At 67.8% G+C, this 23,774-nt stretch carries 17 protein-coding genes; 11 read left to right on the plus strand and 6 right to left on the minus strand.

Annotation, left to right across the window (positions count from 1 at the left end):
- Positions 1-5 precede the first annotated feature (5 nt).
- A complete protein-coding gene (locus tag AC4PTB_RS05190) occupies positions 6-713 on the plus strand; it encodes a response regulator (protein ID WP_492192010.1) in 708 nt (235 codons plus the stop codon).
- Here AC4PTB_RS05190 and AC4PTB_RS05195 read toward each other — a convergent pair.
- Both AC4PTB_RS05195 and AC4PTB_RS05200 read right to left on the minus strand, forming a co-directional pair.
- Positions 680-3,358: a hybrid sensor histidine kinase/response regulator gene (locus AC4PTB_RS05195; protein ID WP_492192011.1), complete on the minus strand. Its 2,679-nt coding sequence runs from the start codon at positions 3,356-3,358 to the stop codon at positions 680-682. The two genes, AC4PTB_RS05190 and AC4PTB_RS05195, sit on opposite strands and share 34 nt — an antisense overlap.
- On the minus strand, positions 3,355-4,770 hold the full coding sequence (locus AC4PTB_RS05200) for an ABC transporter substrate-binding protein (RefSeq protein ID WP_492192012.1): 1,416 nt from the start codon (positions 4,768-4,770) through the stop codon (positions 3,355-3,357). The genes AC4PTB_RS05195 and AC4PTB_RS05200 overlap by 4 nt, the downstream gene beginning before the upstream one ends.
- A gap of 69 nt (positions 4,771-4,839) precedes the next feature.
- Here AC4PTB_RS05200 and ptsP point away from each other — a divergent pair, with 69 nt between their 5' ends.
- The 10 genes from ptsP to AC4PTB_RS05250 all read left to right on the plus strand — a co-directional run bounded on the left by ptsP (position 4,840) and on the right by AC4PTB_RS05250 (position 20,263).
- Positions 4,840-7,323 carry a phosphoenolpyruvate--protein phosphotransferase gene (ptsP, locus tag AC4PTB_RS05205; RefSeq protein ID WP_492192013.1) on the plus strand — a complete coding sequence of 828 codons (2,484 nt, stop codon included), beginning with the start codon at positions 4,840-4,842 and terminating at the stop codon, positions 7,321-7,323.
- Positions 7,320-8,270, plus strand: a complete 951-nt coding sequence (gene pfkB, locus AC4PTB_RS05210; RefSeq protein ID WP_492192014.1) for a 1-phosphofructokinase — start codon at positions 7,320-7,322, stop codon at positions 8,268-8,270. The genes ptsP and pfkB overlap by 4 nt, the downstream gene beginning before the upstream one ends.
- Before the next feature lie 18 nt (positions 8,271-8,288).
- Positions 8,289-10,025, plus strand: coding sequence for a PTS fructose-like transporter subunit IIB (locus AC4PTB_RS05215; RefSeq protein WP_492192015.1), 1,737 nt, complete (start codon positions 8,289-8,291; stop codon positions 10,023-10,025).
- Between the two features lie 246 nt (positions 10,026-10,271).
- Positions 10,272-13,028 carry a sensor domain-containing protein gene (locus tag AC4PTB_RS05220; RefSeq protein WP_492192016.1) on the plus strand — a complete coding sequence of 919 codons (2,757 nt, stop codon included), beginning with the start codon at positions 10,272-10,274 and terminating at the stop codon, positions 13,026-13,028.
- A 125-nt stretch (positions 13,029-13,153) separates the two neighbouring features.
- Positions 13,154-15,097 (plus strand): putative bifunctional diguanylate cyclase/phosphodiesterase, encoded by a 1,944-nt coding sequence (locus tag AC4PTB_RS05225; RefSeq protein WP_492192017.1) that lies wholly within the window; start codon positions 13,154-13,156, stop codon positions 15,095-15,097.
- A 102-nt stretch (positions 15,098-15,199) separates the two neighbouring features.
- The gene (trpB, locus tag AC4PTB_RS05230; RefSeq protein WP_492192018.1) at positions 15,200-16,408 is read left to right on the plus strand and encodes a tryptophan synthase subunit beta; all 1,209 of its coding nucleotides are present in this window, start codon (positions 15,200-15,202) and stop codon (positions 16,406-16,408) included.
- A gap of 256 nt (positions 16,409-16,664) precedes the next feature.
- Entirely contained in the window at positions 16,665-17,639 is a 975-nt protein-coding gene (gene cysK / locus AC4PTB_RS05235; RefSeq protein WP_492192019.1) for a cysteine synthase A, read from the plus strand.
- 203 nt (positions 17,640-17,842) lie between these two features.
- Complete coding sequence (cysT, locus tag AC4PTB_RS05240) at positions 17,843-18,679, plus strand: sulfate ABC transporter permease subunit CysT (RefSeq protein WP_492192020.1); 837 nt, start codon at positions 17,843-17,845, stop codon at positions 18,677-18,679.
- Positions 18,672-19,535, plus strand: a complete 864-nt coding sequence (gene cysW, locus AC4PTB_RS05245) for a sulfate ABC transporter permease subunit CysW (protein ID WP_492192021.1) — start codon at positions 18,672-18,674, stop codon at positions 19,533-19,535. The genes cysT and cysW overlap by 8 nt, the downstream gene beginning before the upstream one ends.
- Positions 19,536-19,543: 8 nt before the next feature.
- Entirely contained in the window at positions 19,544-20,263 is a 720-nt protein-coding gene (locus AC4PTB_RS05250; RefSeq protein ID WP_492192585.1) for a sulfate/molybdate ABC transporter ATP-binding protein, read from the plus strand.
- A gap of 142 nt (positions 20,264-20,405) precedes the next feature.
- On the opposite strand, the gene AC4PTB_RS05255 is transcribed toward AC4PTB_RS05250, so the two are convergent.
- The 4 genes from AC4PTB_RS05255 to AC4PTB_RS05270 form a co-directional block, all read right to left on the minus strand.
- Positions 20,406-21,104: a hypothetical protein gene (locus tag AC4PTB_RS05255; protein ID WP_492192022.1), complete on the minus strand. Its 699-nt coding sequence runs from the start codon at positions 21,102-21,104 to the stop codon at positions 20,406-20,408.
- 62 nt (positions 21,105-21,166) lie between these two features.
- On the minus strand, positions 21,167-22,555 hold the full coding sequence (gene pucC, locus AC4PTB_RS05260; protein ID WP_492192023.1) for a light-harvesting complex assembly protein PucC: 1,389 nt from the start codon (positions 22,553-22,555) through the stop codon (positions 21,167-21,169).
- A gap of 96 nt (positions 22,556-22,651) precedes the next feature.
- Complete coding sequence (locus AC4PTB_RS05265; RefSeq protein WP_492192024.1) at positions 22,652-22,834, minus strand: light-harvesting protein; 183 nt, start codon at positions 22,832-22,834, stop codon at positions 22,652-22,654.
- A 21-nt stretch (positions 22,835-22,855) separates the two neighbouring features.
- Positions 22,856-23,005 carry a light-harvesting protein gene (locus AC4PTB_RS05270; RefSeq protein WP_097068188.1) on the minus strand — a complete coding sequence of 50 codons (150 nt, stop codon included), beginning with the start codon at positions 23,003-23,005 and terminating at the stop codon, positions 22,856-22,858.
- Between the last annotated feature and the right edge of the window lie 769 nt (positions 23,006-23,774).

The raw sequence follows: 23,774 nt of genomic DNA on the forward strand, positions 1-23,774 counted from the left end.
GCGGCATGGTGAGGATTCTGATCGTCGATGACGACCCGGATGTGCGCGAGCTGGTGCGCTACGAGCTGGAAACGCGCGACTGGGAGGTGACCGAGGCGGCGACGGCGGCCGAGGTTGCGCCCGCTCTGGCGGCGGCGCCCGATCTGATCCTGCTCGACCTGTGCCTGCCCGATCAGGACGGGCTGGCCCTGGCGGCGCGGCTGCGGGCGACCTCCGCGATCCCGATCATCATGCTGACCGGGCTTGGTGGCGATGTGGACCGGATCGTCGGCCTTGAGATGGGCGCCGATGATTATGTTGTCAAACCCTTCAACCCGCGCGAATTGGTGGCGCGGATCAAGGCGGTGCTGCGCCGCACCGGGGCGGCCGCGATGCCGGTCGAATGGGCCGGGCATGACCGGCGCAGCTTCGCGGGCTGGGTGATCGACCTGACGGCGCGCAGCCTGGAAACCCCCGCGGGGCAGGCGGTGGCGCTGACCAATGCCGAATTCCTGCTGCTGGAGGCCTTCGTGCGGGCGCCGCGCTGCGTGCTCAGCCGCGATCAGCTCTTGGAACGCACCCGGGCGGATGGCGGCGAGGTGTTCGACCGCACCATCGACGTGCTGATCTTGCGGCTGCGGCGCAAGATCGAGCCCAATCCGCGCGCGCCGCAGCTGATCCGCACCGAGCGCGGCATGGGCTATGTGCTTGATGCCGAGGTGCGGCGGCTCTGATCCGCCAGCATGGCGCGGATCGCGGCGGCCAGAACCTCTTCGGGGACGGGTTTGCGCAACAGGTTCGGCAGATCCGCCCCCGCCTTGCCCGGCGCGCCCGAGGTGAACAGCACCGGCAGATCCGGGCGCAGCGCCCGCGCCTTCTCGGCCAGCGCCCGGCCATCCAGACCGGGCATCGCCAGATCGGTGTAAAGCAGGTCGATTTCGGGAATTTCGCGCAGCATCTCCAGCGCGCTCGACCCGTCGGGCGCGGTGACGACGGCATGGCCCAGACGGCGCAACTGATCTGCGGTGATCTCCAGCAGGTCGGCATCGTCATCGACGGCCAGAATGCAGGCCTCGGCGCTGTCCAGCCCTTCGGGGCGCGCGGGGGCCTCGGGCGGGGCGCTCTCGGGCAGGCGCAGGCGGACGCGGGTGCCTTGGCCCGGGGCGCTCTCGATCGTCACCGTGCCGCCCGATTGCCGCACGAAACCATAGACCATCGACAGCCCCAGCCCGCTGCCTTTGCCCACGGGTTTCGTGGTGAAGAAGGGCTCGAAAACCTGCTCCAGAAGTTCGGGCGGGATGCCCGCGCCGGTGTCGGAAACGGCCAGCTCGACAAAGCCATCCGCGGCGCGCCGCGTGGTGACGGTGATCTCGCCCGCCCCCTCCATCGCGTCGCGGGCGTTCACCGCCAGGTTCATCAGCGCGTTTTCCAGCTGCCCCGGATCGACCCGCACCCGCGGCAGATCCGCGGCGAGATCCGGCGTGATCCGCACCCCCGACCCAAGGCTGGACTGCAACAGGTCCAGCATGCCGCGCACCAGACCGTTCAGATCGACATTCTCGGGCGCCAGGCGCTGGCGGCGCGAAAAGGTCAACAGCCGGTTGATCAGCCCGGCGGCGCGGCTGGCGGCGGCAAGGCCGCGCTCGGCACGCGCCTTCAGCGCCGGGCTCGCGGACAATTCGCGCGCGAGGATGTTCAGATTGCCGATGATCACCGCCAGGATGTTGTTGAAATCATGCGCGATCCCTCCGGTCAGCTGGCCCACCGTCTCCAGCTTTTGCGCATGCAGCAGCTGGCTTTGCGTCGCCTGTTGCTCGGTCACATCCATATGGATCGTCGTAAAACCGCCCATCGGGATCGGGTTCGAGCGCATCTCCAGCACCCGCCCCGAGGGAAAGCGCATCTCCACCCGCTGCGGTCCGGCCAGCCGGCGCGGCACCAGATCCTCCAGCGCGACCGGCGTGCCATCGGGCAGGTTGGCCTGCACCCCGCGCGCCGTCAGGATCCGGTTGATCCCGGTGATCGTGGGGTCGGTGGCAAGTTCTTCGGCGCTGACCTCATGCAGCGCCAGATATTGCGGATTGCAGGTCACCAGCCGCCGGTCGCCATCGTAGACGGAAAAGCCGTCCTTCATCGTCTCGAAGGTCGCCAGAAGCAGGCTGGAGCGTTCCGCCAGCGCGCGGTCCAGCTTTTCCACCTGCGCCGAGTTTTCGCGAAAGACGGCAAAAGCGCGGGCGAGATCGCCGATCTCGTCGGAGCGATCCGCCCCGGGCACGGTGGCGTCGCGCTCGCCCGCGGCCAGCCGCACCATCGCCGCCGTCACCCCGCGCAGATTGCGGGACAGCGGCCGGATCACCAGACCATAGGACAGCCCCCCGGCGATCAGGATGACGGCCAGACCGATCGCGGTGAATTGCGCCGAGCGTTCCAGAATCATCCGGCCCAGCTGTTCGGTCACCTCGGCGGTGCTGGTGCTTGCGGCGATCACCCGGGCATCGACCGCGGCCTTCAGATCCGCCGCCCGCGCCGCCGCGCCGCGCAGATCGGCCTCGGCCCGGCTGCGGGCGGTCATGTCCTCGGCCCGCAGATAGAAGATCCCGCCCGCCCCGGCCTGATCGTGAAAGGCGGCAAGGGCGCGGTGGAACTCGGCGCGCAAGCCCGCGGGCAGGGCCGCCCCGGTGGCATCGAGCTGCGCCAGCGTGCGCCGATAGGCGGCGAGGCCCCGTTGCAGCGCCTGCGGGTCGCGGGCGTCGCCCGCCAGCAGCAGCTCCGATATCGCCCGGTCGGTCAGCCGCTCGGCCGCCAGCAGCGGCGCCTGCGACTGCACGGCGGTGCGGTAGGCCTCGGGATCGGGCAGGATCTGCCCGCCCGCAATCGCTTCGACCGCAAGGATCGAGGGGCCCAGCAACTGGCGCAGATAATCCTGTTCCGCCAGCATCTTCGCCCGTTCTGCCGCGCGCAGCCGGGCAACGCCGCGCAGCCGGTCGAGATCGGTCGAAAGCGCGCGCAGCCGTGCCGCCAGATCGGCGGACAGGCTGGCGATCTGATCGGAATTCTGCGGTGCCGCGACCTCGCGCAGCGCCTGCGCCTGATCGGCAAAGGCGGCCAGATCGACATCGATGGCGCGTTTCGCCTCGCTCAGCGCCTCGGCGCTGCTGGCGGCCATCAGGCTGGCACCGCGGCTTTGCAGCCGGTCGCCGATCCGCGCCAGCCGCAAGGCCGCCGCCATCGCGGGCACGTCGCGGCCGGTGACGGTCTCTGCCGCCGCGGCGATCTGGTCAAACGCCCGGATCGCCGCGACGCCCGCCAGCGCCATCGCCAGGGTGGAGAGCGCGACGATCAGCAATAGCCGCCCCTGAATGCCGCGCAACAGGCTCATGGCGCCGCCCCCAGTCCCATTGCCTCGCGGTAGTGGCGGCGCTGGCTGGCCCGGCCGAGCCGGTCGGTGATCCGGTCCCAGTCCGTTGCCGCCGCCGCAAGCGCCGCTTCGGGCGTGATCTCGCCCGAAAGCACCCGGCCCAGCTGCGCATCCAGCGCCGCCATATAGGCGGCATAGCCCGGCAGACGCAGCGCCGGCGCGGCCTGCGGCGCCGACAGGCTTTCGCGCAGCAGCGCAAGATAATCCGCCGCAGCCTGCGGCCCCATCCGCTGCGCCCAGCCCGCGTCGTCCTCCAGCTGCGAGAGCCGGTAGGGGTTGAAGCCCGAGGCGCCCGACATCACGTCGCGCGCCGCCCGCGCCGGATCGGCCATGAAGGCGATGAAATCCCACGCGGTTTTCGGATCGGCGGCGCCGCGCGGCACGACCGCGATCCAGCCCCCAAAGGCGAGGAAAGGCACCGATCGCGGCGCAGCCTGGCTGTCCCAGCGTTTCGTGACCGGGTTCCAGACCTGATCGGCGCCCGGAAGCGCAAAGAACCCGACCCGGTCGCGGATTATCGAATGCGCCGGATCGGTCGCCACCGTGCCGATATCGGACCAATCCAGCGCCATCGCCGCCCGGCCCGCGGCGAAGTCGCGGCGCAGCTCATGGCTGGTCAGCGCCGTCCCGGGCGCGGTGGCCAGCGCCGCCAGATAGTCCCGCAGCGCCCGCCGCCAGGCCGGGTTGTCGATCTCGGGCGCCATCGTCTCGGGGTCGAAGAAGAAATGCCCCGGATGGTCGGGATGGGCGGTATAGGCGGCGGCATGCGACAACAGCGGCCAGAGCCGCTGGCCGTTCTCGGCCGAGGCTTCCAGCGTGCCGGGAATGCCGCGGGCCTGGAAAAAGGCGGCGATGCGGGCGTAATCCTCCCAGCTGCGCGGCGGCTCCAGCGCCCGGCCGGTCTGCGCCCGATAGGCCGCCCGCGTTGCCGGGTGCTCGAACAGGTCGCGGCGATAGGCGCCCATGTGCAGATCGCCATCCAGCGTCACCGCCAGCCACTGCCCCCGCCAGCGCATCTGCCGGTCGCGATAGGCGGGATGGATGCCCCGCACGAGCGGGCTGTGCACCAGCGCCTGCGGCACCGGCAGCAGATAGGGCGCGACATCGGGCAGCCAGTCGGCGGGCAGGATCAGCACATCGGCGGGCGGATGGCCGGTGACGAAGCCCATCATCACCGCGCCATAAAGCGCATCGAAGGGGCGGGGGCGGACATGCACCGCCACGCCGGTTTCAGCCGCGAATTGCGCCGCATGTGCGATCGCGGGCCCGGCAATCGGGCCGCCGTCGCGGGTCAGCACCTCCAGCGCCTCGGCCCGACACAGGCTCAGCGCCAGGATGACAATTGTTACAAGCCGGACCGTCACGCGCGACATACTCCGTTCATCTGCGGGGGCATTTCGTCCCGCCCGGAAGCATCGCACATCCGATGCCAAGGAGGAACCGTGATACCCCTGACCAGCGAGCTTGTGGCCATAGGCAAGACGGCCACCGACAAGGCTGATGCCATCGCGCAGGCCGTGGATCTTTTGACCGCGGCGGGCAAGATCGACCCGCGCTACGGCCAGAGCATGCTGGGCCGCGAGGCGGTTGCAAACACCTTTCTGGGCAATGGCATCGCGATACCCCATGGTCTGCCGCAGGATCGCGACCTGATCCATGACACGGCGATTGCCGTGGTGCAGCTGCCCGCGGGGGTCGAATGGGCGCCGGGCGACATCGCGCATCTGGTGGTGGCGATCGCGGCGAAATCGGATGAGCACCTGCAGGTGCTGAGCAATCTGACCGATGTTCTGGGCGATGCGGCCGAGGCCGGGCGGCTGGCAACGACGACGGATGCGGCGGAGATCGTGGCGCGGCTGACCGGCGCCGCGGCGCCCGTGGCGGCCCCGGCTGCGGCGCCCGCGGATTTTGCGCGCGGGATCGATGTCGTGGTGACGGGCGCGCATGGGCTGCATGCCCGGCCCGCGACCCGGCTTGTCGATCTGGCCAAGGGCTTTTCCGCCGAGATCCGGCTGCGCCACGGCGCCAGGGTCGCGAATGGCAAGAGCCTGATTTCGCTTCTCAATCTGGGGGCGGTGCAGGGGGCGGCCTTGCGCGTCAGCGCCGAAGGCCCGGATGCGCAAGCTGCTTTGGCGGCCATCGCCGCGGCCTTTGACGCCGGGCTTGAAGACGACGAAGACACCGGTGCGGCGGCCCCCGAAGCCGCGACGCCCGGTCGGACGGGGGCGGGGGCGTCGATGGCATCCTACGAGGGGCGCACCCTTGTCGGCATCTCCTCCTCGCCGGGCTACGCGCTTGCCCCCGTCTTCCGCTTTGCCCGCGACGAGGTGGTCTTCGACACCGATGCCGCGGATGCGACCGTCGAGACCGCGCGGCTGGAGACCGCCCTGCAGACCGCCTGGCACGAGCTCGAAGACCTCCATGACGGGATCTGGAAAAAATCCGGCCCCGCCCATGCCGCGATCTTCCGGGCGCATCAGGAGTTTTTGCACGACCCGGAACTGGTCTGCGCGGCGAAGGCGCTGATCGGGCAGGGCCGCTCGGCCGGGTTTGCCTGGCATCAGGTGTTCACCGACCGCGCCGACCGGCTGGAGGCGATGCCGGATGCGGTGCTGTCGGGCCGTGCCATCGATCTGCGCGATGCCGGGCAGCGGGTGTTGCAGCATCTGGGCCGGCGGCGGACGGGCGAGACGCATCTGCCCACCGCGCCTTGCATCCTTCTGGCCGATGACCTGACGCCCTCCGATACCGCGCGGCTCGATCCGGCACTGGTGCGGGGCCTTGCCACGGCGCAGGGCGGGCCAAGCTCGCATACCGCGATCATTGCGCGGGCGCTGGATATTCCGGCGGTGGCGGGGGTCGGACCGCGGCTGCTTGATCTGGCCAGCGGCACGCCGGTTTTGCTGGATGGCTGCGCGGGGGTGATCGTCGTCGCCCCGACCGGGGCCGACAAGGCCCGGGCCGGGACTGCGATGGCGGCGCTGAGGGCGCATCGCGAGGCCGAGGCGCGCGACCGCTACAAGCCCGCGCTGCTGCGGGATGGCGCGCGCGTCGAAGTGGTCGCGAATATCTCGGACCTGGCCGAGGCCACAGCTTCGGTCGAGGCGGGCGCCGAGGGCGTGGGGCTTTTGCGCACCGAATTCCTGTTTCTCAACCGCGAGACCCCGCCCGGCGAAGACGAACAGCTGGCGATCTATGCGGCGATGATCGAGGCGCTGAACGGGCTGCCGATGATCATTCGCACGCTGGATGTGGGCGGCGACAAGGACATCCCCTATCTGCGCATGCCCGTTGAACAAAACCCGTTTCTGGGCGAGCGCGGCATCCGCTTTTGCCTGTCGCATGAAGACCTGTTCCGCACCCAGCTGCGGGCGATCTACCGCGCCGCGGCCAGCGGGCCGGTGCGCATCATGTTCCCGATGATCGCGATGATCGAGGAGCTGGAGACCGCGCGGCGCATCGCCGAGGAGGTCCGGGCCGAGGTCGGCGCCGATCCGGTCGAGATCGGCATCATGATCGAGATCCCCTCCGCGGTGATGATGGCGCCGGAGCTGGCGAAACGGGTCGATTTCTTTTCCATCGGCACGAATGACCTGACGCAATATGCGCTCGCCATGGACCGGATGCATCCGGTGCTGGCGAAACAGGCCGACGGGCTGCATCCGGCGGTGCTGCGGCTGATCGACAGCACCCTGCGCGCGGCCGAGGCGGCGGGGATCTGGGTCGGCGCCTGTGGCGGCATCGCGGGCGATCCGATGGGGGCGGCGGTGCTCTCGGGGCTGGGGGTGCGGGAGTTGTCCGTGTCCATCCCGGCGGTGGCGGGGATCAAGGCGCAGCTGCGCCGGACGAGCCTGGCGGAAAACCGCGCTCTGGCGGCGCGCGCGCTGGCCTGCACGACGGCCGCCGAAGTGCGGGGGCTGAGATGACGCTGCGCATCGCCACGGTTTCGCTCAATTCCGCCGTCGATCAGACGGTGACCGTGCCGGGCTTCACCGCCGATGCGGTGAACCGGGTCGCCGCTTCGCGCATCGATGCGGGCGGCAAGGGGATCAATGTCGCCTCGTTCCTGGCCCATGCCGGGCACGGGGTCGCTGTGACCGGGCTTCTGGGCGCCGAGAATGCCGCGCTGTTCGCGCGTCATTTCGCGGCGACGGGGCTGGTCGATGCCTGCCAGCGCCTGCCCGGTGCGACGCGGACGAATGTGAAGATCGTCGATCCGCTGCAAAAGCAGATCACCGATCTGAACTTTCCGGGCCTCGCGGCGGGGCCTGCCGATCTTGACGCCGTGGCCGCGACCCTGACCGAACTTCTGGCGCAAGGCCTTGACTGGGTTGCCCTTTGCGGTAGCCTGCCCGCCGGGATCGGTGCCGAGGCCTATGCCGATCTGGCCCGCCTTGCCCGCAAGGGCGGCGCGCGGGTGGCGCTCGATACCTCGGGTCCGGCGCTCGGTCTGGCGCTGGCGGCGCGGCCCGACATCGTCAAGCCCAATGTCGCGGAACTGGGCGCGCATCTGGGCCGCAGCCTGACCGGGCTTGAGGCCGTCTGCACCGCCGCGCGCGATCTGGCGGCCTCGGGCGTCGGGCTGGTTGCCGTCTCGATGGGGGCGGGGGGCGCGGTGCTGGTGCGCGGCGCCGAGACGGTGCTGGCGATCCCGCCCGTGACCCGGATCGCCTCGACCGTCGGGGCGGGCGACGCGATGGTGGCGGGGCTGATCCATGCCGCCACCCTTGGTCTCGGCCTGCCCGAAACCGCTCGTCTGGCCACGGCCTTCTCGCTGGGTGCGCTGGGCGAGATCGGCCCGCAGCTGCCGCCGCTGGACAGCATCACCCGGTTGGCCCGCGCCGTCACCGTCAAAACGCTGCCGCCCGTCTGAGCCGCAGGGGAGGAACCCATGTCGAAAATCGTCGCCGTGACCGCCGGTGCCAGGGGCGTCGCCCATACCCATATGGCCGCCGAGGCGCTGAGCGCCACCGCGCAGGCGCTGGGCCATCAGATCCGCGTCGAACGCCGCGCCGCCGGGGGCGTCGAGGCGCCGCTGCAGGGGGCCGAGATCGCCGCCGCCGATGTGGTGCTGATTGCCGCCGATATCCGCGTCGAGGATGTCCGCTTCGTCACGAAACCCGTTTACCGGACCTCGACCGCCCACGCCATCACCCGGACGGCGGCGGTTCTGGCCGAGGCCCTTGCCCTGACCGGAGAGAAGACCCCGCAGATGACGACCGAAACAGACCAAAGACCGCTCAGGGTGGTGGCGATCACCGCCTGTCCGACCGGCATCGCCCATACGTTCATGGCGGCCGATGCGCTGAAAAAGACCGCCGCCGCCCGCGGCTGGGAGATCGCGGTCGAGACGCAGGGCTCGGTCGGGGCGCAAAATGCGCTCAGCCCGGCGCAGATCCAGGCCGCCGATCTGGTAGTGATCGCCGCCGATACCCATGTCGATGACAGCCGGTTCGCGGGCAAGAAGGTCTACAAGACCTCGGTCGGGACGGCGGTGAAGGGCGCGGCCAGGGTGCTGGATGCGGCGCTGGCCGAGGGCGCGGTGCCGGGCACGAACCTGGCCGACACGGTCGATGCGCTGAAGGCACAGCGGGCGGCGAACCGCTCGGGTCCCTACATGCATCTGCTGACGGGCGTGTCCTACATGCTGCCGCTGGTGGTGGCGGGCGGTCTTCTGATCGCGCTTTCGTTTGTCTTCGGGATCAAGGCTTTCGAGGTCGAGGGCACGTTGCCCGCGGCGCTGATGGCGATTGGGGGCGGCGCCGCCTTCAAGCTGATGGTGCCGGTTCTGGCGGGGTTCATCGCCTATTCGATCGCCGACCGCCCCGGCCTGACACCGGGTCTGATCGGCGGCATGCTCGCCGTGAACCTGAACGCCGGGTTCCTCGGCGGCATCGTCGCGGGCTTTCTGGCGGGCTATGTGGCGCGCTGGCTGCGCGATGCGATCCGGCTGCCGCGCGTGCTGGAAGGGCTCAAGCCGGTGCTGATCCTGCCGCTGCTGTCCACCGCGATCACCGGGCTGGTGATGGTCTATGTGGTGGGCGCGCCGGTGGCGGCGATCCTCGCCGCGATGACTGCTTTCCTGCAGGGGCTGGGCACCACCAATGCCGTCGTGCTGGGCCTGATCCTCGGTGGCATGATGGCCGTCGACATGGGCGGCCCGATCAACAAGGCCGCCTATACCTTCGCCGTCGGCCTCTTGACCTCGGGCACTTCTGCGCCGATGGCCGCGGTGATGGCGGCGGGGATGACGCCGCCGCTGGGTCTGGCGCTGGCGACGCTGGTGGCGAAGACCCGCTTCACCGCCGAAGAGCGCGAGGCGGGCGGGGCCGCCGCCGTGCTGGGCCTGTCCTTCATCACCGAAGGCGCGATCCCCTTTGCCGCGAAAGACCCGGCCCGGGTGATCCCCGCGATCATCGCCGGTTCGGCGGTCGCCGGGGCGCTGTCAATGGCGCTGGGCTGCCTGCTGGTGGCGCCGCATGGCGGGATCTTCGTGCTGGCGATCCCGCATGCGGTGACCCATCTTGGGCTTTATGCGCTCTCGATCGTGGTCGGGACACTGGTGACGACGGGCCTGCTGATCGTGCTGAAAAAGCCGATCCCGGAGGCGCAGAGCCCCCGCGCCTGATCGGGCAAGGCGGCGAAAACAGGGCCGACGCTTCGCGGAGCGTCGGCTTTGCCATGCCCGCCCGGTGCGAAAATCGTGAAAGTTTTTCAGAATTCGCCCGAAAGCCGCAAAATCGCAAGGATTGCTTCACCGCTTCGGGTGCAGGGTTCCGCTGGATGTCCGAGGCGGGCGTTCACGGCGATTGACACATCGTCCGCGTTCGTGTCCGACTTGCCAAGACCACGGAACACACGCGAAAAGTCCGCCATGCCTGCCAGACTGGTTCCTCCCCTCACTGCATTTCGGGTCGCTGCGGCCTATGCGCTGGTGGGTGTGCTTTATATCCAGACCAGCGACCGGCTGCTGGCGCTGCTGTCGCGGGATTATCAGCATTATCAATCCTATCAGACCTTCAAGGGCTGGGCCTTCATCGCGCTGACCGCGCTGGCGCTCTGGGCGCTTTTGCGCGGGGCGCTGGCGCAGCAGGAAAACGCGCTCAACGCGGTCTCGCAGGCCGAGGACCGGCTGCGCGGGGCGCTGGATGCGGCGGGGGGCTGCGACTGGGAAAGCTTCGCCGACCGCCACGGGGTCCTGTGGCTGCGCGCCTCAGGCCTGCTGGCGCGCCGGGTCGGCTGGCCCGAGGCGGAGGCGCGGCCGACAACCGAGCTGCGCGCGCTGATCCATCCCGACGACCTGGAAAGCTACGACGCCCATATGGCGCTGCACCGCGAGATTTTCGCCGGCAAGCGGGTGCCGGTGCCGCCGCATCTGCACCGGATCCGCTGTCTTGATGGCAGCTATCGCTGGATCAAGGTGGTGACCGATGTCGACAGCACCTTTCGCGACCCCGGCGGCAGGCTGTTCGGCTTTGCCCTTGATATGCACGACCAGCAGGAGGCGATCCGCGGCCTTGCCGATGTCATCGCCGGGGGGCAGGTCGGCACCTGGCGGCACGATCTGCGCACCAATGCGCTGGTGATCAACGACCGCTGGGCCGAGATCATCGGTCGCCGCCCCGAAGACCTGCCCAGCCCGATGACGATCGACGACTGGCGCGCGCTGGTCCATCCCGAGGACATGGCGCGGCTGAACACCACCCAGGCGCCGAAGTTCCGCAGTCGGGACTATTTCTGCACCGAAGAATTCCGCATGCGCCATGCCGACGGGCACTGGGTCTGGATCCTGTCGCGCGGCCGCGCCGTCGAGATGGCCGCCACCGGCGAGGCGCTGGTGCTCTCGGGGGTGCATCTCGACATCTCGCGCCGCAAGCAGCTTGAAGCCGAGCTGATCGCGAAGAACGACTTCCTGCAGCGGCTGACGGAAACCTCGGTCTCGGGCATCCTCGCCTTCGACCCTTCGGGGGTGATCGTCTTTGCGAATATGGAGGCGGAGCAGATCCTCGACACCGACGGGGCGGGGCTGGTCGGGCGCTCTCACGCGGCGCTGGGCTGGCTTCATGGCCACCACGACGGCGCCGGGGCGGGGCGGGGCTTTCCCTTCGGGCGCGTGGCGCAGGGCGGCGAGACGCTGCACGACCTGCGCCTGACCCTGCCGCGGCCGGACGGGACGGAGCGGGTGATCTCGGTCAATGCGGCGCCGATGGAAGCGCGCGGCGGGCCGGTGCAGGTGGTCTGCTCGGTCTCCGACATCACCCAGCGGCTGGCGGACGAACGGCGTCTGGCCCAGGCCGCCGAAGAGGCCAGCCATGCCGCGACGCATGACGCGCTGACCGGGTTGCCGAACCGCGAAGCCTTTCGCGCCCAGATCGGCCCGGCGCAGCTGCGCGCGCGTGCCGCGGGCGATCTGTTGCAGCAGGTCTTCCTGTCGATCGACCAGTTCCAGCAGATCAAGGACCGCTTCGGCCCGCAGCTGGGCGACCGGGTGATCTGCAAGGTCGCCGAACGGCTGGAGGCGCTGCGCGACCCCGATCAGCTGCTGGCCAGGGTCGGGGCCGAGGAATTCACCTTCCTCAGCCGCGGCCGCCGCGCCGAGGCCCCCGAGGCGGCCACCGCGGCGCTGGCGCAGGCCTTCGCGGAACCCTTCGAGATCGACGGTCAGCCGCTTTATCTCTCCGCCTCGATGGGGATGAGCCTGTTTCCGATGGATGCGCACAGCCCCGAGGAAATGTGGCTCAACGCCGATCTGGCGATGTACGAGGCCAAGGCGCTGGGCGGCAACCGCGCCGTGCCCTTCACGCCGAAGCTGCGCGACCGGCTGGCGCGGGAGGCGACGATCGGACAATCGCTGCAGCGCGCGATCCGTGACGGCGCCTTTGCGCTTTATCTGCAGCCGAAGATCAATCTGCTCGATCACGGCAGCCTGGCCGGGGCCGAGGCGCTGGTGCGCTGCACCGATCCGGCGCTGGCGGGGATCGGCCCCGACATCTTCATGCCGATCGCGGAAAAGACCGGCCTCGTGCGCGACATCGACCTTTTGATGATCGATCTGGTCGGTGCCTTTGTCGCGACGCTGCGCGGGCGCGGCCAGCAGCTGTGCATCTCGGTCAATCTCTCGCCCGAGAGCCTGCGCCGGGTCCGGTTCGGGCAGGCGGTGCTGGCGCATCTGCAGGCGGCGGGTCTTGGCCCCGAGGATGTGCTGTTCGAGATCACCGAGGGCGCGGTGGTCGATCTGAATTCGGAGGCGCGCGACAGTATCGAGGCGCTGCTGACCGCCGGGTTCGAGCTGTCGGCGGATGATTTCGGCACCGGCTATTCCTCGCTCAGCTATCTGCAGAAGCTGCAACTGAAAGAGCTGAAGATTGACCGCAGTTTCGTCTCGCGCATCGCGCTGGATGACGGGGCCTCCGATGCGATCGTGCGTGCGACCCTGGCGATGGCGGCGGCGCTGGGGCTGCGCACCGTCGCCGAGGGCATCGACACACCCGCGCAGGTGGTCTGGCTGCGCCAGCATGGCTGCGATCTGGGGCAGGGCTATCATTTCGCCAAACCCCTGCCCGCGATGGATTTTCTGGACAAATTTCTGCCGGTCGACGGGCTGCGGGCGGAAACGGCCGTCCTCGCCTGAGGGCGGCGGCCTTTCGCCCGGGGCGGGATTTTCGGATCGTCTTCAGGGGCTGGTTACCATTTGCCGCCATGATCGGGCGCGCGATTCCGATGAAAGACTGAACTTTGCCCCAGGTGTCTCTCCTGTTGAGCCGGATCCGGGCGGTGCTGACCAAGCATCCCAGCGCGGAAGACGTGGCCAGCGTCGTGCAGGGGACCTCGGTCGGGGTCGTGGTGACCGCGCTGAACGCGCTGATCTACGTGCTGGAATCGCTGCGCCATGACGACCGCAGTTTTGTCGTGGTCTGGCTGGGCGCGATCCTCGTGCTGGGCGCTGCGCTCAGCCGGATGTCGCGTCGTGCCGCCGGGCGCCAGATCCGGCGGGTCTCGGCCCGGGCGGCGCGGCGGATGATCCTGACCTCGGTGCTGTTCGCCACGCCCTGGGCGGTGCTGCCTTTGCATGTGATCGGGCTGCAGAAGACCGGCGACCCCTTGGTGGTGCTGCTCGTCAGCACTGGCATGCTGGCGGGGGGCATCTTCATGCTGCACCGCGCCTTCGTCGCCGCGCTGGCCTTTCAGTCGACGATCCTGGCCGCGGTGATCGTGTCGTTTCACCTGGGCGGCTGGCCGCAGGCCTGGCCGGTGACGCTTTACGCGCTGCTTTATGGCGGCTTTCTGGCCTATTTTTCCTATCGCACCGGCGAAACGGCCCGGCAGCGCGACGACTCTGTCGTGGCGCTTTCGCGGGCCGTCGACAGCCTGCGCCGGGCCCGCGACGAGAACTATCTTCTGGCCAATATCGACGACATCACCGGGCTTTTGAACCGCAAGGCCTTCAATGCCCGCCTGGCCGAAGCGGTGGCGCGGCAGCGCGGCAGCGGGCGGGGCTTTGCGCTGCTGCTGATGGATCTTGACCGGTTCAAGAATGTCAACGACCTGTTCGGCCATGGCGTCGGCGATGAACTGCTGGCCGAAATCGCCCGCCGCCTGCGCGCCAACCTGTCCGAGGGCGATGTGATCGCCCGGCTCGGCGGGGATGAATTCGCGGTGATCCTGGCCGAGGTGCGCGCGCCGGAGCAGATCCGCCCGATCGCCGATCGCCTGCTGACGGCTTTCGAACCGCCCGCGCTTCTGGCGGGGCGGCGGCTGCATCCGGGCGCCTCGATCGGCGCGGTGATCTGCCCCGAGGCGGGCGCCGATCCGGTCGAATTGCTGATCAAGGCCGATCTGGCGCTGAACCGGGCCAAGGAAAGCGGGCGCGGCCAATGCGTGCTGTTCAACGAACAGTTGCGCCGCCGGGTGATCGAAAGCGACCGGATCGAGGCCGGGCTGCGCGCGGCGCTGGAGGGCGGGCAGCTTTATGTGCAATATCAGCCGAAGATCGCGCTGAGCGATGGCAGCCTGCTGGGGGCGGAGGCGCTGGTGCGCTGGCGCAGGCCCGACGGCTCTGTTGTCGCCCCCGACAGTTTCCTGCCCATCGCCGCCGAGCGCGGCCTTTTGCCCAATCTGTCGCGCCGGATCGCCGAGACCGTGGCGGCCGATCTGCTGGGCTGGCGCGGCGCCGGGCTGGTGCCGGGCAAGATCGCGCTGAACATCCATCCTGACGATGTCAAATCGCCCGAATTGCTGCTGGAGACGATCGCGATGTTCGAGGCGGCGGGCATCGACGGCCGCGATCTTCTGCTCGAGATCACCGAGGGCTGCTTTGTCCGCCGCGGCACCGACATGACGATCAGCCTGCTCGATTCGCTGGCGGACCGCGGCTACGAACTGTCGCTGGACGATTTCGGCACCGGCCATGCCGCGCTTGCCGATCTGAAGAAGGTGCCGGTGGCGGAACTGAAGATCGACCGCAGTTTCATTGCCGGGCTTTGCTTTCGCCGCGCCGATCGTGCCATCGTCGCCGCGATCGCCGAAATCGCCCGCGGCATGGGCATCCGCTCGGTCGCCGAGGGGGTGGAGGACGCGGCGCAGCGCGCGATGCTGGTCGATCTGGGCGTCGATGTCGGGCAGGGCTTCCTGTGGTCGAGCCCGCTCGATGCCGCCGATTTCGCCGGTTTCCTGCGCGCCAGCGCCTGCCGCACCGGCTGAGGGCAGGAAAGCCGCGGAAATCGGCTGTGGCGCTTTCGCGTCTTGCCGAGCGGCCCGGTTCTGCGTCAAATCCCGCGCGGAAAGACCGTGGGAGGACCGAGGATGACATCCTATCTCAAGACGACGCCGGACAAGGACGGCTGGTTTGGCTCTTACGGCGGGGCGATGCTGCCGCCGCCGCTTGAGCCGCATTTCAAGGAGATCCGCGAAGCTTATGCGAAGATCTCGAAATCGGCCGAGTTCATCGCCGAGCTGCGTCAGATCCGCAAGCATTTCCAGGGCCGGCCCACGCCCGTTTCCTATCTGAAGAACCTCTCGGCGCTGTGCGGCGGCGCGCAGATCTATGCCAAGCGCGAGGATCTCAACCATACCGGCGCGCACAAGCTCAACCATTGCATGGCCGAGGGCCTGCTGGCGAAATTCATGGGCAAGACCAAGCTGATGGCCGAGACCGGGGCGGGGCAGCACGGGGTGGCGCTGGCCACGGCGGCGGCCTATTTCGGCATGGAATGCGAGATCCACATGGGCGAGATCGACATCGCCAAGGAAGCGCCGAACGTCACCCGGATGAAGCTTCTGGGCGCGACGGTGGTGCCGGTCTCCTTTGGCGGGCGCTCGCTGAAGGAGGCGGTGGACAGCTGCTTCCAGAGCTACATCGCCCAGGCCGATACGGCGCTTTTCGCCATCGGCTCGGTCGTGGGGCCGCACCCGTTCCCGCGGATGGTGCGCGACTTCCAGCATGTCATCGGCGTCGAGGCGCGCGAGCAATTCCTTGAAATGACGGGCGAATTGCCCGACATGGTGGCGGCTTGCGTCGGCGGCGGCTCGAATGCGATGGGGATCTTCTCGGGCTTCATCGACGATCCTTCGGTCGCGCTCTACGGCGTCGAGCCGCTGGGCACCTCCTCCAATCTCGGCGATCACGCGGCGACGATTTCCTTTGGCGAGGATGGCGACATTCACGGCTTCCGCACCCTGGTGCTCAAGGATGCGCAGGGCGAGCCCGCGCCGGTGCACACCGTCGCCTCGGGGCTGGATTATCCCGGCGTCGGCCCGGAGCATGCGCATCTGCACAAGATCGGCCGGGCGCAGTACACCACCGCCAATGACAAGGAGGCGCTGAAGGCCTTTTTCGCGCTGTCGCGGCACGAGGGGATCATTCCGGCGCTGGAAAGCGCGCATGCCGTGGCTTTCGCGATGCGCGAGGCGGCGGCCCATCCGGGCAAGTCGATCCTGATCAACCTGTCGGGCCGGGGCGACAAGGATATCGACTACGTCACCCAGACCTACGGTTTCGGTGGCGATCTGTAAGCGCAGCCGACGCGAATCCCTGCCCCCCACAGGGGGCCGAGTCGCGGATTTTGTTCTCTGAACGGGGGAGCGGGCCGGTTTTCGGCCCGCATTCCGGGCCTGATCCCGGCGCAGAGAGGAATTTTGTGCTTTCCCGGGCTGCGGCCAAAACACCATTCTCCCAAAGTTCGGCCGCTTTCAGAACGGCGTGTTTTCGCCCCTTTCCAACCGCCGCCGGGCATGCTCGATAAGGGCGAGACCATTCGGGGAGAAGCAGATGACGACGGTTTTCGAGGACAATTCGCGCTCGATCGGCGGCACGCCGCTGGTGAAACTGGGGCGGCTGGGGCAGGGGCTGGGCGCCACCGTTCTGGCCAAGATCGAGTCGCGCAACCCGGCGGGCTCGGTCAAGTGCCGGATCGGCGCGGCGCTGATCTGGGATGCCGAGGAACGCGGCCTGCTGGGCCCGGGCAAGGAAATCGTCGAGCCGACCTCGGGCAATACCGGCATTGCGCTGGCCTTCGTGGCGGCGGCGCGCGGCATTCCGATCACCCTCACGATGCCTGAAACGATGAGCCTGGAACGGCGCAAGCTGCTTTTGGCTTACGGTGCGAAACTGGTGCTGACCGAAGGCGCCAAGGGCATGGCGGGGGCGATCGCCAAGGCCGAGGAAATCGCCGCCTCGGACCCGAAATACGTGCTTTTGCAACAGTTCAGGAACCCGGCCAACCCGGCGATTCATGAACGCACCACCGGCCCCGAGATCGAGGCAGCCACCGGCGGCAAGATCGACATTTTCGTCGCGGGCGTCGGCACCGGCGGCACGATCACCGGCGTCAGCCGCTATTTCAAGAAAGGCTTGGGCAAACAGATCACCTCGGTCGCGGTCGAGCCCGCGGCCAGCCCGGTGCTCAGCCAGACCCGGGCGGGCGAGCCGGTGAAACCCGGTCCGCACAAGATCCAGGGCATCGGCGCCGGGTTTGTGCCCGAGGTGCTCGATCTGTCGCTGGTCGATGCGATCGAGCAGGTGACGAACGAAGAGGCGGTGGCGGTGGCGCTGCGGCTGGCGCGCGAGGAAGGCATTCTGGTCGGGATCTCCTGCGGGGCGGCCACGGCGGCGGCGCTGCGGCTGGCGGCGAAGCCCGAAAACGCGGGCAAGACCATCGTGGTGATCCTGCCCGATTCGGGGGAACGCTACCTGTCCTCGGTGCTGTTCGAGGGCGTCTTCGACGGCACCGGCGCCCCGGCCTGACGGCCCTTGCGGGGCAGATCCTTGCCACAGGCCCCGCCCCGGCGGGGCCTTTTCATCTGCCGACTCGGCGCGGCAGGGCGTGAAAAGGGTGGGGAATAAAATTCTATATTCACGACCAACAATGGCGTGATTTAACCCTTTCAATCGCGACTGGCACAGTGGATATTTCGGAAATGACGAGGCTCACGGAAAGGACCGCCAGCATGCCGCGCCCGCTGATCAATCGCTCGCCGATGCCGGGGCTGGGGCTGTCAATGGGGATCACGCTGACGATGCTGTCGCTGGTCGTGCTTTGCCCGATCGGCGCGCTTCTGGCGCAGGGCGCCAGCTACGGGCTGGACGGGATCTGGGCCACGGTGAACCGCGAAAGGGTCTGGGCGGCGCTGGAGCTGTCGTTCCGGCTTTCGTTCTTCGCGGCGCTGTTCAACCTGGTCTTCGGTGTCGCGCTGGCCTGGGTGCTGGTGCGCTATGACTTTCCCGGCCGCCGACTGATCGATGCCGCCGTCGATCTGCCCTTCGCCCTGCCCACCGCGGTTGCGGGCATCGCGCTGACCGCGCTTTACGCGCCCAACGGGGTCTTCGGCGCGCTGGCCAAGGATTTCGGGCTGAAGATCGCCTATACGCAAGCGGGGATTTTCATCGCGCTGGTCTTTGTTGGCCTGCCCTTCGTCACCCGCACCGTGCAGCCGGTGATCGAGGAAATCGACCGCGAGGTCGAGGAGGTCTCGGCAACGCTGGGCGCGACTCGTTTCACCACGCTGCGCCGGGTGATCGCGCCGATGCTGCTTCCTGCCGCGCTCACCGGCTTTGCGCTGTCGCTGGCGCGGGCGGTGGGTGAATACGGCTCGGTCATCTTCATTGCCGGGAACATCCCGCTCAAAACCGAGATCGCACCGCTTCTGATCGTGATTCAGCTGGAAGAATTCAACTATGACGGCGCCGCCGCCATCGGCATCGCCATGCTGGTGATCAGCTTCGCGATGCTGCTGTCGATCAACCTGATCCAGATCTGGAGCCGCCGGAGGATTGGCGATGTCTGACGCAGCCGAACGCAACTGGCGCTCTGCCACCGATGAAACGCCGCTGGTGCGGGGGCTTCTGATCCTGGCCGCCGTGGCCGGGATGGCGCTTCTGGTCGCGGCGCCGCTGCTGGCCGTCTTTGTCGAGGCGCTGGCGAAGGGCTGGTTTGCCGCGCTCAAAAGCCTTGGCAACCCCGATGCGCTTTCGGCGATCCGGCTGACGCTGACGATCGCCGCGCTGTCGGTGCCGCTCAATGCCGCTTTCGGCATTGCCGCGGCCTGGTTCATCACCCGCTTCGAGTTTCGCGGCAAGGCCTTCCTGATCACCCTGATCGACCTGCCGTTTTCCGTCTCCCCGGTCGTGGCGGGGCTGTGCATCGTGTTGATGTTCGGGGCGAATTCCGCGATCGGCGGCTGGCTTGTCGCGCAGGGCTACCCGATCGTCTTCGCCCTGCCGGGGATCGTTCTGGCGACGATGTTCGTCACCTTCCCCTTTGTCGCGCGCGAGCTGATCCCGGTGATGATCGAGCAGGGCTGTCAGGAAGAGGAGGCGGCGCTGACGCTGGGCGCCTCGGGCTGGCGGGTTTTCACCACGGTGACGCTGCCGAAGATCCGCTGGGCGCTGCTGTACGGCGTGCTTTTGTGCAACGCCCGCGCGATGGGGGAATTTGGCGCCGTCGCCGTGGTTTCGGGCAAGATCCGCGGCCAGACCGCGACCATGCCGATCACCATCGAGATGCTTTACAACGAATATCTCTCGGTCGCGGCGTTTTCGCTGGCGGGGCTTCTGACCGCGCTCGCGCTGGTCACGCTGCTGCTCAAGACCGTGCTGGAACTGCGCCACGCCGACGAAATCGCCGCCACCCACCGCCATTGAGGGACATGATGGATATCGACATTCAGGAAATCTCGAAGCTCTTCGGCACCACGGCGGCGCTGCATCCGGTGTCGCTTGCCGTTCCCTCAGGGGCGCTGGTGGCGCTTCTGGGCCCCTCTGGCTCGGGCAAGACGACGCTGTTGCGGATTCTGGGCGGGCTGGAATTCCCGACCTCGGGGCGGGTGCTGTTTGACGGCCATGACGCCACCAACCTGCGGGTGCAGGATCGCCGCGCGGGCTTCGTGTTTCAAAGCTATGCTTTGTTCCGGCACATGACGGTGTTTGAAAACATCGCCTATGGCCTGCGCGCCCGGCCGCGGGCGGAGCGGCCGCCGAAGCTGGAGATCGCGCGGCGGGTGGCGCGGCTTCTGGAGCTGATCCAGCTGCCCGACATCGGATCGCGCTATCCGAGCCAGCTTTCGGGCGGGCAGCGCCAGCGGGTGGCCCTCGCCCGGGCGCTGGCGATCGAGCCGCGGATGCTGCTTCTGGACGAGCCCTTCGGCGCGCTCGATGCCAAGGTCCGCAAGGAGCTGCGCCAGGGGCTGCGCGACATTCACGATGCGACCGGCCTGACCACGATTTTCGTCACCCATGATCAGGAAGAGGCGATGGCGCTGGCCGATATGGTGGTGGTGATGTCGATGGGCCGGATCGAGCAGATCGGCCGCCCGCAAGATATCCGCGCCCGCCCGGCCACCAGTTTCGTGCGCGATTTCATCACCGCGTGAGGGTCGGAGCGGCAGGCCAGACCTCGGCGGGGCAGGGGGGCAAATAAAAGGCGCCCGCCTGTTCGGACCTTCCGGGGAAGGGCGGACAGACGGGCGCAAACCCGAGGAGTGCGGGGGCGGTCAGCGCCGCCCCTCTTGGTGATCAGCGACGCTGAATGGTCGCCAGACCGAAGGTGTTCGAGAAGGGCAGGAAGTCGCCCGGGATCACGTTCGATTGACGCGGCGTGTCTTTCAGCAGCGGAGCTTTCCAGAACTTCGCCGATTGCGGCGGCGCGTCAGCCGGCAGCAGCTTGACCTTCGGCGCGGTGGTTTTCACCAGCGGCGTCGGCCAGAAGTCTTGCGACATGAACTTGGTGCCTTCGTAGACGTTCTTCTTGCGCGGGGTGTCGAGCAGAAGTTTCCAGCCAAAGCGCTCCGAGAAGGCGCCGGGCTTTTCGTCGGCCTTGCAGGGTTGCGGCAGGAAGATGTGCCGGTGGTCTTTCATGATGTTGTCAGTCATTTCAGATGCGTCCTCACAGGTGAACTCTTCGGTTGCGTTCTCGACCGCGACCACCGCTGCGCGAGCAGTGATGGCGCGCACGAGTTTCGCCGCGCCGAGCGGCTTGTAGTTGACTTTCGCCACGAGCGCGGCAGCGCCGCCGGCGACACGTTCGGCATAGCCCGCAGCCGCGCTGGGATGCACGCCGGCGGACTTGAGGGCTTCGGCCAAGGCGGCGCCCTTCTTGCCGTCGGCGACGACGACCGTCAGAGCGCGTTTCGGAATGCCTTCACTTTTCAGTTGTCTTGCGATGTCGCAAGCCGTTCTTTCATCGGCATAAAGCCGTGTGATCACCGTCGTCATGCGTCCTCCTCGGGTTCAAGGGCATTCTACAGTCACGTCCAGGTGTCCCGACCGGCCTCGGGTCATCGGCCTCCCCGCCTGATAAGCGGAACCGCAAAGGCGATGGCCACGATCAAGATCAACGCCTCGAGGGCGAACACCGTATTGTAAGGCCCCACCACACCGGACCCGAAAGTCCCCGGCAGGGCAACCAAACCGTCACGAACCACCCCCGCAAGCGCGACACCCAGGCCCGCGGCCGTCGCCTGCACAGCCCCCCAGGCGCCCAGCGCCAGCCCGATCCGATCGGCGGGCGCGGTGCGCATCGTCGCCGTCAGCGTGGCATGGCCGAACAGACCGATGCCAAGCCCGACAGCAAAGGTGCCCGCAAGGAACAGCCAGATACCGCCTTGGCTGATCAGCGAGGACAGAATGATGGCAGCAAACCCGGGAACCCCGATCAGTGCACCCAGCACCGCCAGCGGCATCGGCCTTGCCCCGTTCCCCAGCACACGGGACGCAGTGCCGAAACCGGCAAGCGTCCCCAGCGCAAAGAGCGCGGTCAGTTTCGTCGTCTCCCCGACAGTCAGGTGCAGCGCCTGACCGCCATAGGGCTCCAAAAGCACATCGGCCATACCGAAGCCGAAAGTCCCCAGCGCGATCACCGTCAGCAGGGCAAGCATCCCCGAACGGCCCATCAGCAGGCCAAAGGCCTCCTTGAAGGTCGGGTGCTCCGCGGCCTCCATCTGCCGGGCGCGTTCCCGGCTGATCGATTCCTGCTTCCACATCGCAGCCATGTTCAACACGACACTCATCAACGCCGTGCCCTGGATCACCTGGATCAGGCGCCCGGGCGTGTAATTCGCCAGCAACGCCCCGTAAACGAGCGCGCTGATCACCATGCCGAAGAGCAGCATCACATACATGAGGCCGACAACCTTCGGTTGATCTTCCTCCTCGACGAGGTCGGTGGCAAGGGCCAGACCGGCGGTCTGGACGATATGCACCCCGGCCCCCACGAGGAGGAAGGCAAGAGCTGCCGCGCTCATTCCGATCCAGCGCGGCGCATCCACGGATTCACCGAACCCCGACAGCACCAGAAGCGCGAAGGGCATGATGGCGAATCCGCCGAATTGATAAATCGTTCCCTTCCAGATCCAGGGCGCGCGACGCAGCCCGAGGGCCGACTTATGCGTGTCGGACTTGAAGCCGATCAGCGTGCGGAAGGGCGCAAACAGCATCGGCATCGCCAGCATTACCGAAACGAGCGAGGCCGGAACCGCCAGCTCGACGATCATCACCCGGTTCAGGGTGCCCGCGAGCAGGGTCAAGGTCATCCCGACGGTGATCTGAAAGAGCGACAGTCGCAGCAACCGCGAGAGCGGAACCTCTTCACTGGCCACGTCGGCGAATGGCAGGTACTTCGGAGCGTGCCGCGCCAGGTTCTTCAGAGCAAAAGCACGGTAGCCCATAGTCCAGCCGCCCGTCGGAGAGAGAAAGTGCGAGGGGCTCAGCCCCGGAGGGAATGGGCCCACCGACGGTCGCCGGTGGGCCCAAAGGTCAGCAGATTACTGAGCCGGCGCAACAGCGACGACGGTCGCCATCGGGTTGCCGTTCCAGTAGTTCGCGAACCAGGTGGTGTTGGTCAGCAGGCCGGCGTGCACGATCAGAGCGGCGACCGCAACGGCGCCGAGGATCAGCGGGATACCGGTCGAGGGTTTGACGACGGTCCAGAGTTTGGCGTTGTTCATCGTATATTCTCCTCTACCCGATTAACCGAGCCACGGCGTGGCGATGGCCGAGAGGATGTGCGCAACAAGCGCCATCGCCCCGAACACACGGGTGCCGTCGATCAGGTAGCTGTGGATTTCTTCAGCTTCTTTCAGCGTCAGGCCGCTCGGCCCAGCTTTATCGTCAGTCATTGTCCCGAATCCTCCAAAACTGGGATCATTGGGAACGTTGATGAGACTCTCTCGGTTAAGTTTGAGCCCCGTCTCAGCGCCCCCCCGCTGCCGGACCGTCTGTGATCCGACCTCGTGAGACGCACTATGGGAGCCCGAGGGGCGACGATCAAGTGTAAAGTCGGGCTGACACTGCGGCAAATTCGGCCACCCCCCGGGGGGCGCAAACCCCAGTGAAAACAGGTGTTCCGGAGGCATCTTTGGCTGATTCCGGGGGTGGGGAAAGGGCCCGCGCGGGGGCTGCGGCAGGGGGGTGCGACAGGGCGCAAGAGCCATGTGGCAAAGGGGGTTTGCGCCTTGCGGCCGCCGCGCCGCGGGCGCCTTGCAGGGGGCGCGAAACCAGCCTTCGGACGAAACTGTCATGGCAGATGTACATTAAACTGCGTTAGCCTGTCGCAGATCGGGCCGCTGCGCCCGCGTCCCGGGGGGAGACGGCCTGTCGCAGGCAACCGGAATTTTCAGGTCGAATTGTCGCGCCGATTTTTTTCGCGGCGAGGGGTTGAAACCATTCTGACGGCTTCCCACTTCGCGGGATTGACGTGATTGGCCTGCCTGCGGCTCTGATTCTGGCCGACTCTCTGGCTGATCTTGGCGAAATATTCGGCCTTCGCCGCCGTTATGCGCCGTCTTTCCGAATCTCTGACCGCAATCTGCCCCGCATCAGCCCATTCCTTGGGCAGATGCCCGGCGGCGATGCGCCAATCCCCTCCGCCAGTATTTTACCTATTGA

The organism is Rhodobacter sp. 4.3.4, assembly GCF_058724655.1.

Excerpts from the sequence above, each read along its gene's own strand:
- AC4PTB_RS05190 (WP_492192010.1), top strand. The coding sequence starts at position 6 with ATGGTGAGGATTCTGATCGTCGATGACGACCCGGATGTGCGCGAGCTG.
- trpB (WP_492192018.1), top strand. The coding sequence starts at position 15,200 with ATGACATCCTATCTCAAGACGACGCCGGACAAGGACGGCTGGTTTGGC.
- AC4PTB_RS05250 (WP_492192585.1), top strand. The coding sequence starts at position 19,544 with ATGGATATCGACATTCAGGAAATCTCGAAGCTCTTCGGCACCACGGCG.
- pfkB (WP_492192014.1), top strand. The coding sequence starts at position 7,320 with ATGACGCTGCGCATCGCCACGGTTTCGCTCAATTCCGCCGTCGATCAG.
- AC4PTB_RS05215 (WP_492192015.1), top strand. The coding sequence starts at position 8,289 with ATGTCGAAAATCGTCGCCGTGACCGCCGGTGCCAGGGGCGTCGCCCAT.
- cysK (WP_492192019.1), top strand. The coding sequence starts at position 16,665 with ATGACGACGGTTTTCGAGGACAATTCGCGCTCGATCGGCGGCACGCCG.
- AC4PTB_RS05220 (WP_492192016.1), top strand. The coding sequence starts at position 10,272 with ATGCCTGCCAGACTGGTTCCTCCCCTCACTGCATTTCGGGTCGCTGCG.
- AC4PTB_RS05195 (WP_492192011.1), bottom strand. The coding sequence starts at position 3,358 with ATGAGCCTGTTGCGCGGCATTCAGGGGCGGCTATTGCTGATCGTCGCG.
- cysW (WP_492192021.1), top strand. The coding sequence starts at position 18,672 with ATGTCTGACGCAGCCGAACGCAACTGGCGCTCTGCCACCGATGAAACG.
- cysT (WP_492192020.1), top strand. The coding sequence starts at position 17,843 with ATGCCGCGCCCGCTGATCAATCGCTCGCCGATGCCGGGGCTGGGGCTG.
- AC4PTB_RS05255 (WP_492192022.1), bottom strand. The coding sequence starts at position 21,104 with ATGACGACGGTGATCACACGGCTTTATGCCGATGAAAGAACGGCTTGC.
- AC4PTB_RS05265 (WP_492192024.1), bottom strand. The coding sequence starts at position 22,834 with ATGAACAACGCCAAACTCTGGACCGTCGTCAAACCCTCGACCGGTATC.
- AC4PTB_RS05270 (WP_097068188.1), bottom strand. The coding sequence starts at position 23,005 with ATGACTGACGATAAAGCTGGGCCGAGCGGCCTGACGCTGAAAGAAGCT.
- AC4PTB_RS05200 (WP_492192012.1), bottom strand. The coding sequence starts at position 4,770 with ATGTCGCGCGTGACGGTCCGGCTTGTAACAATTGTCATCCTGGCGCTG.
- pucC (WP_492192023.1), bottom strand. The coding sequence starts at position 22,555 with ATGGGCTACCGTGCTTTTGCTCTGAAGAACCTGGCGCGGCACGCTCCG.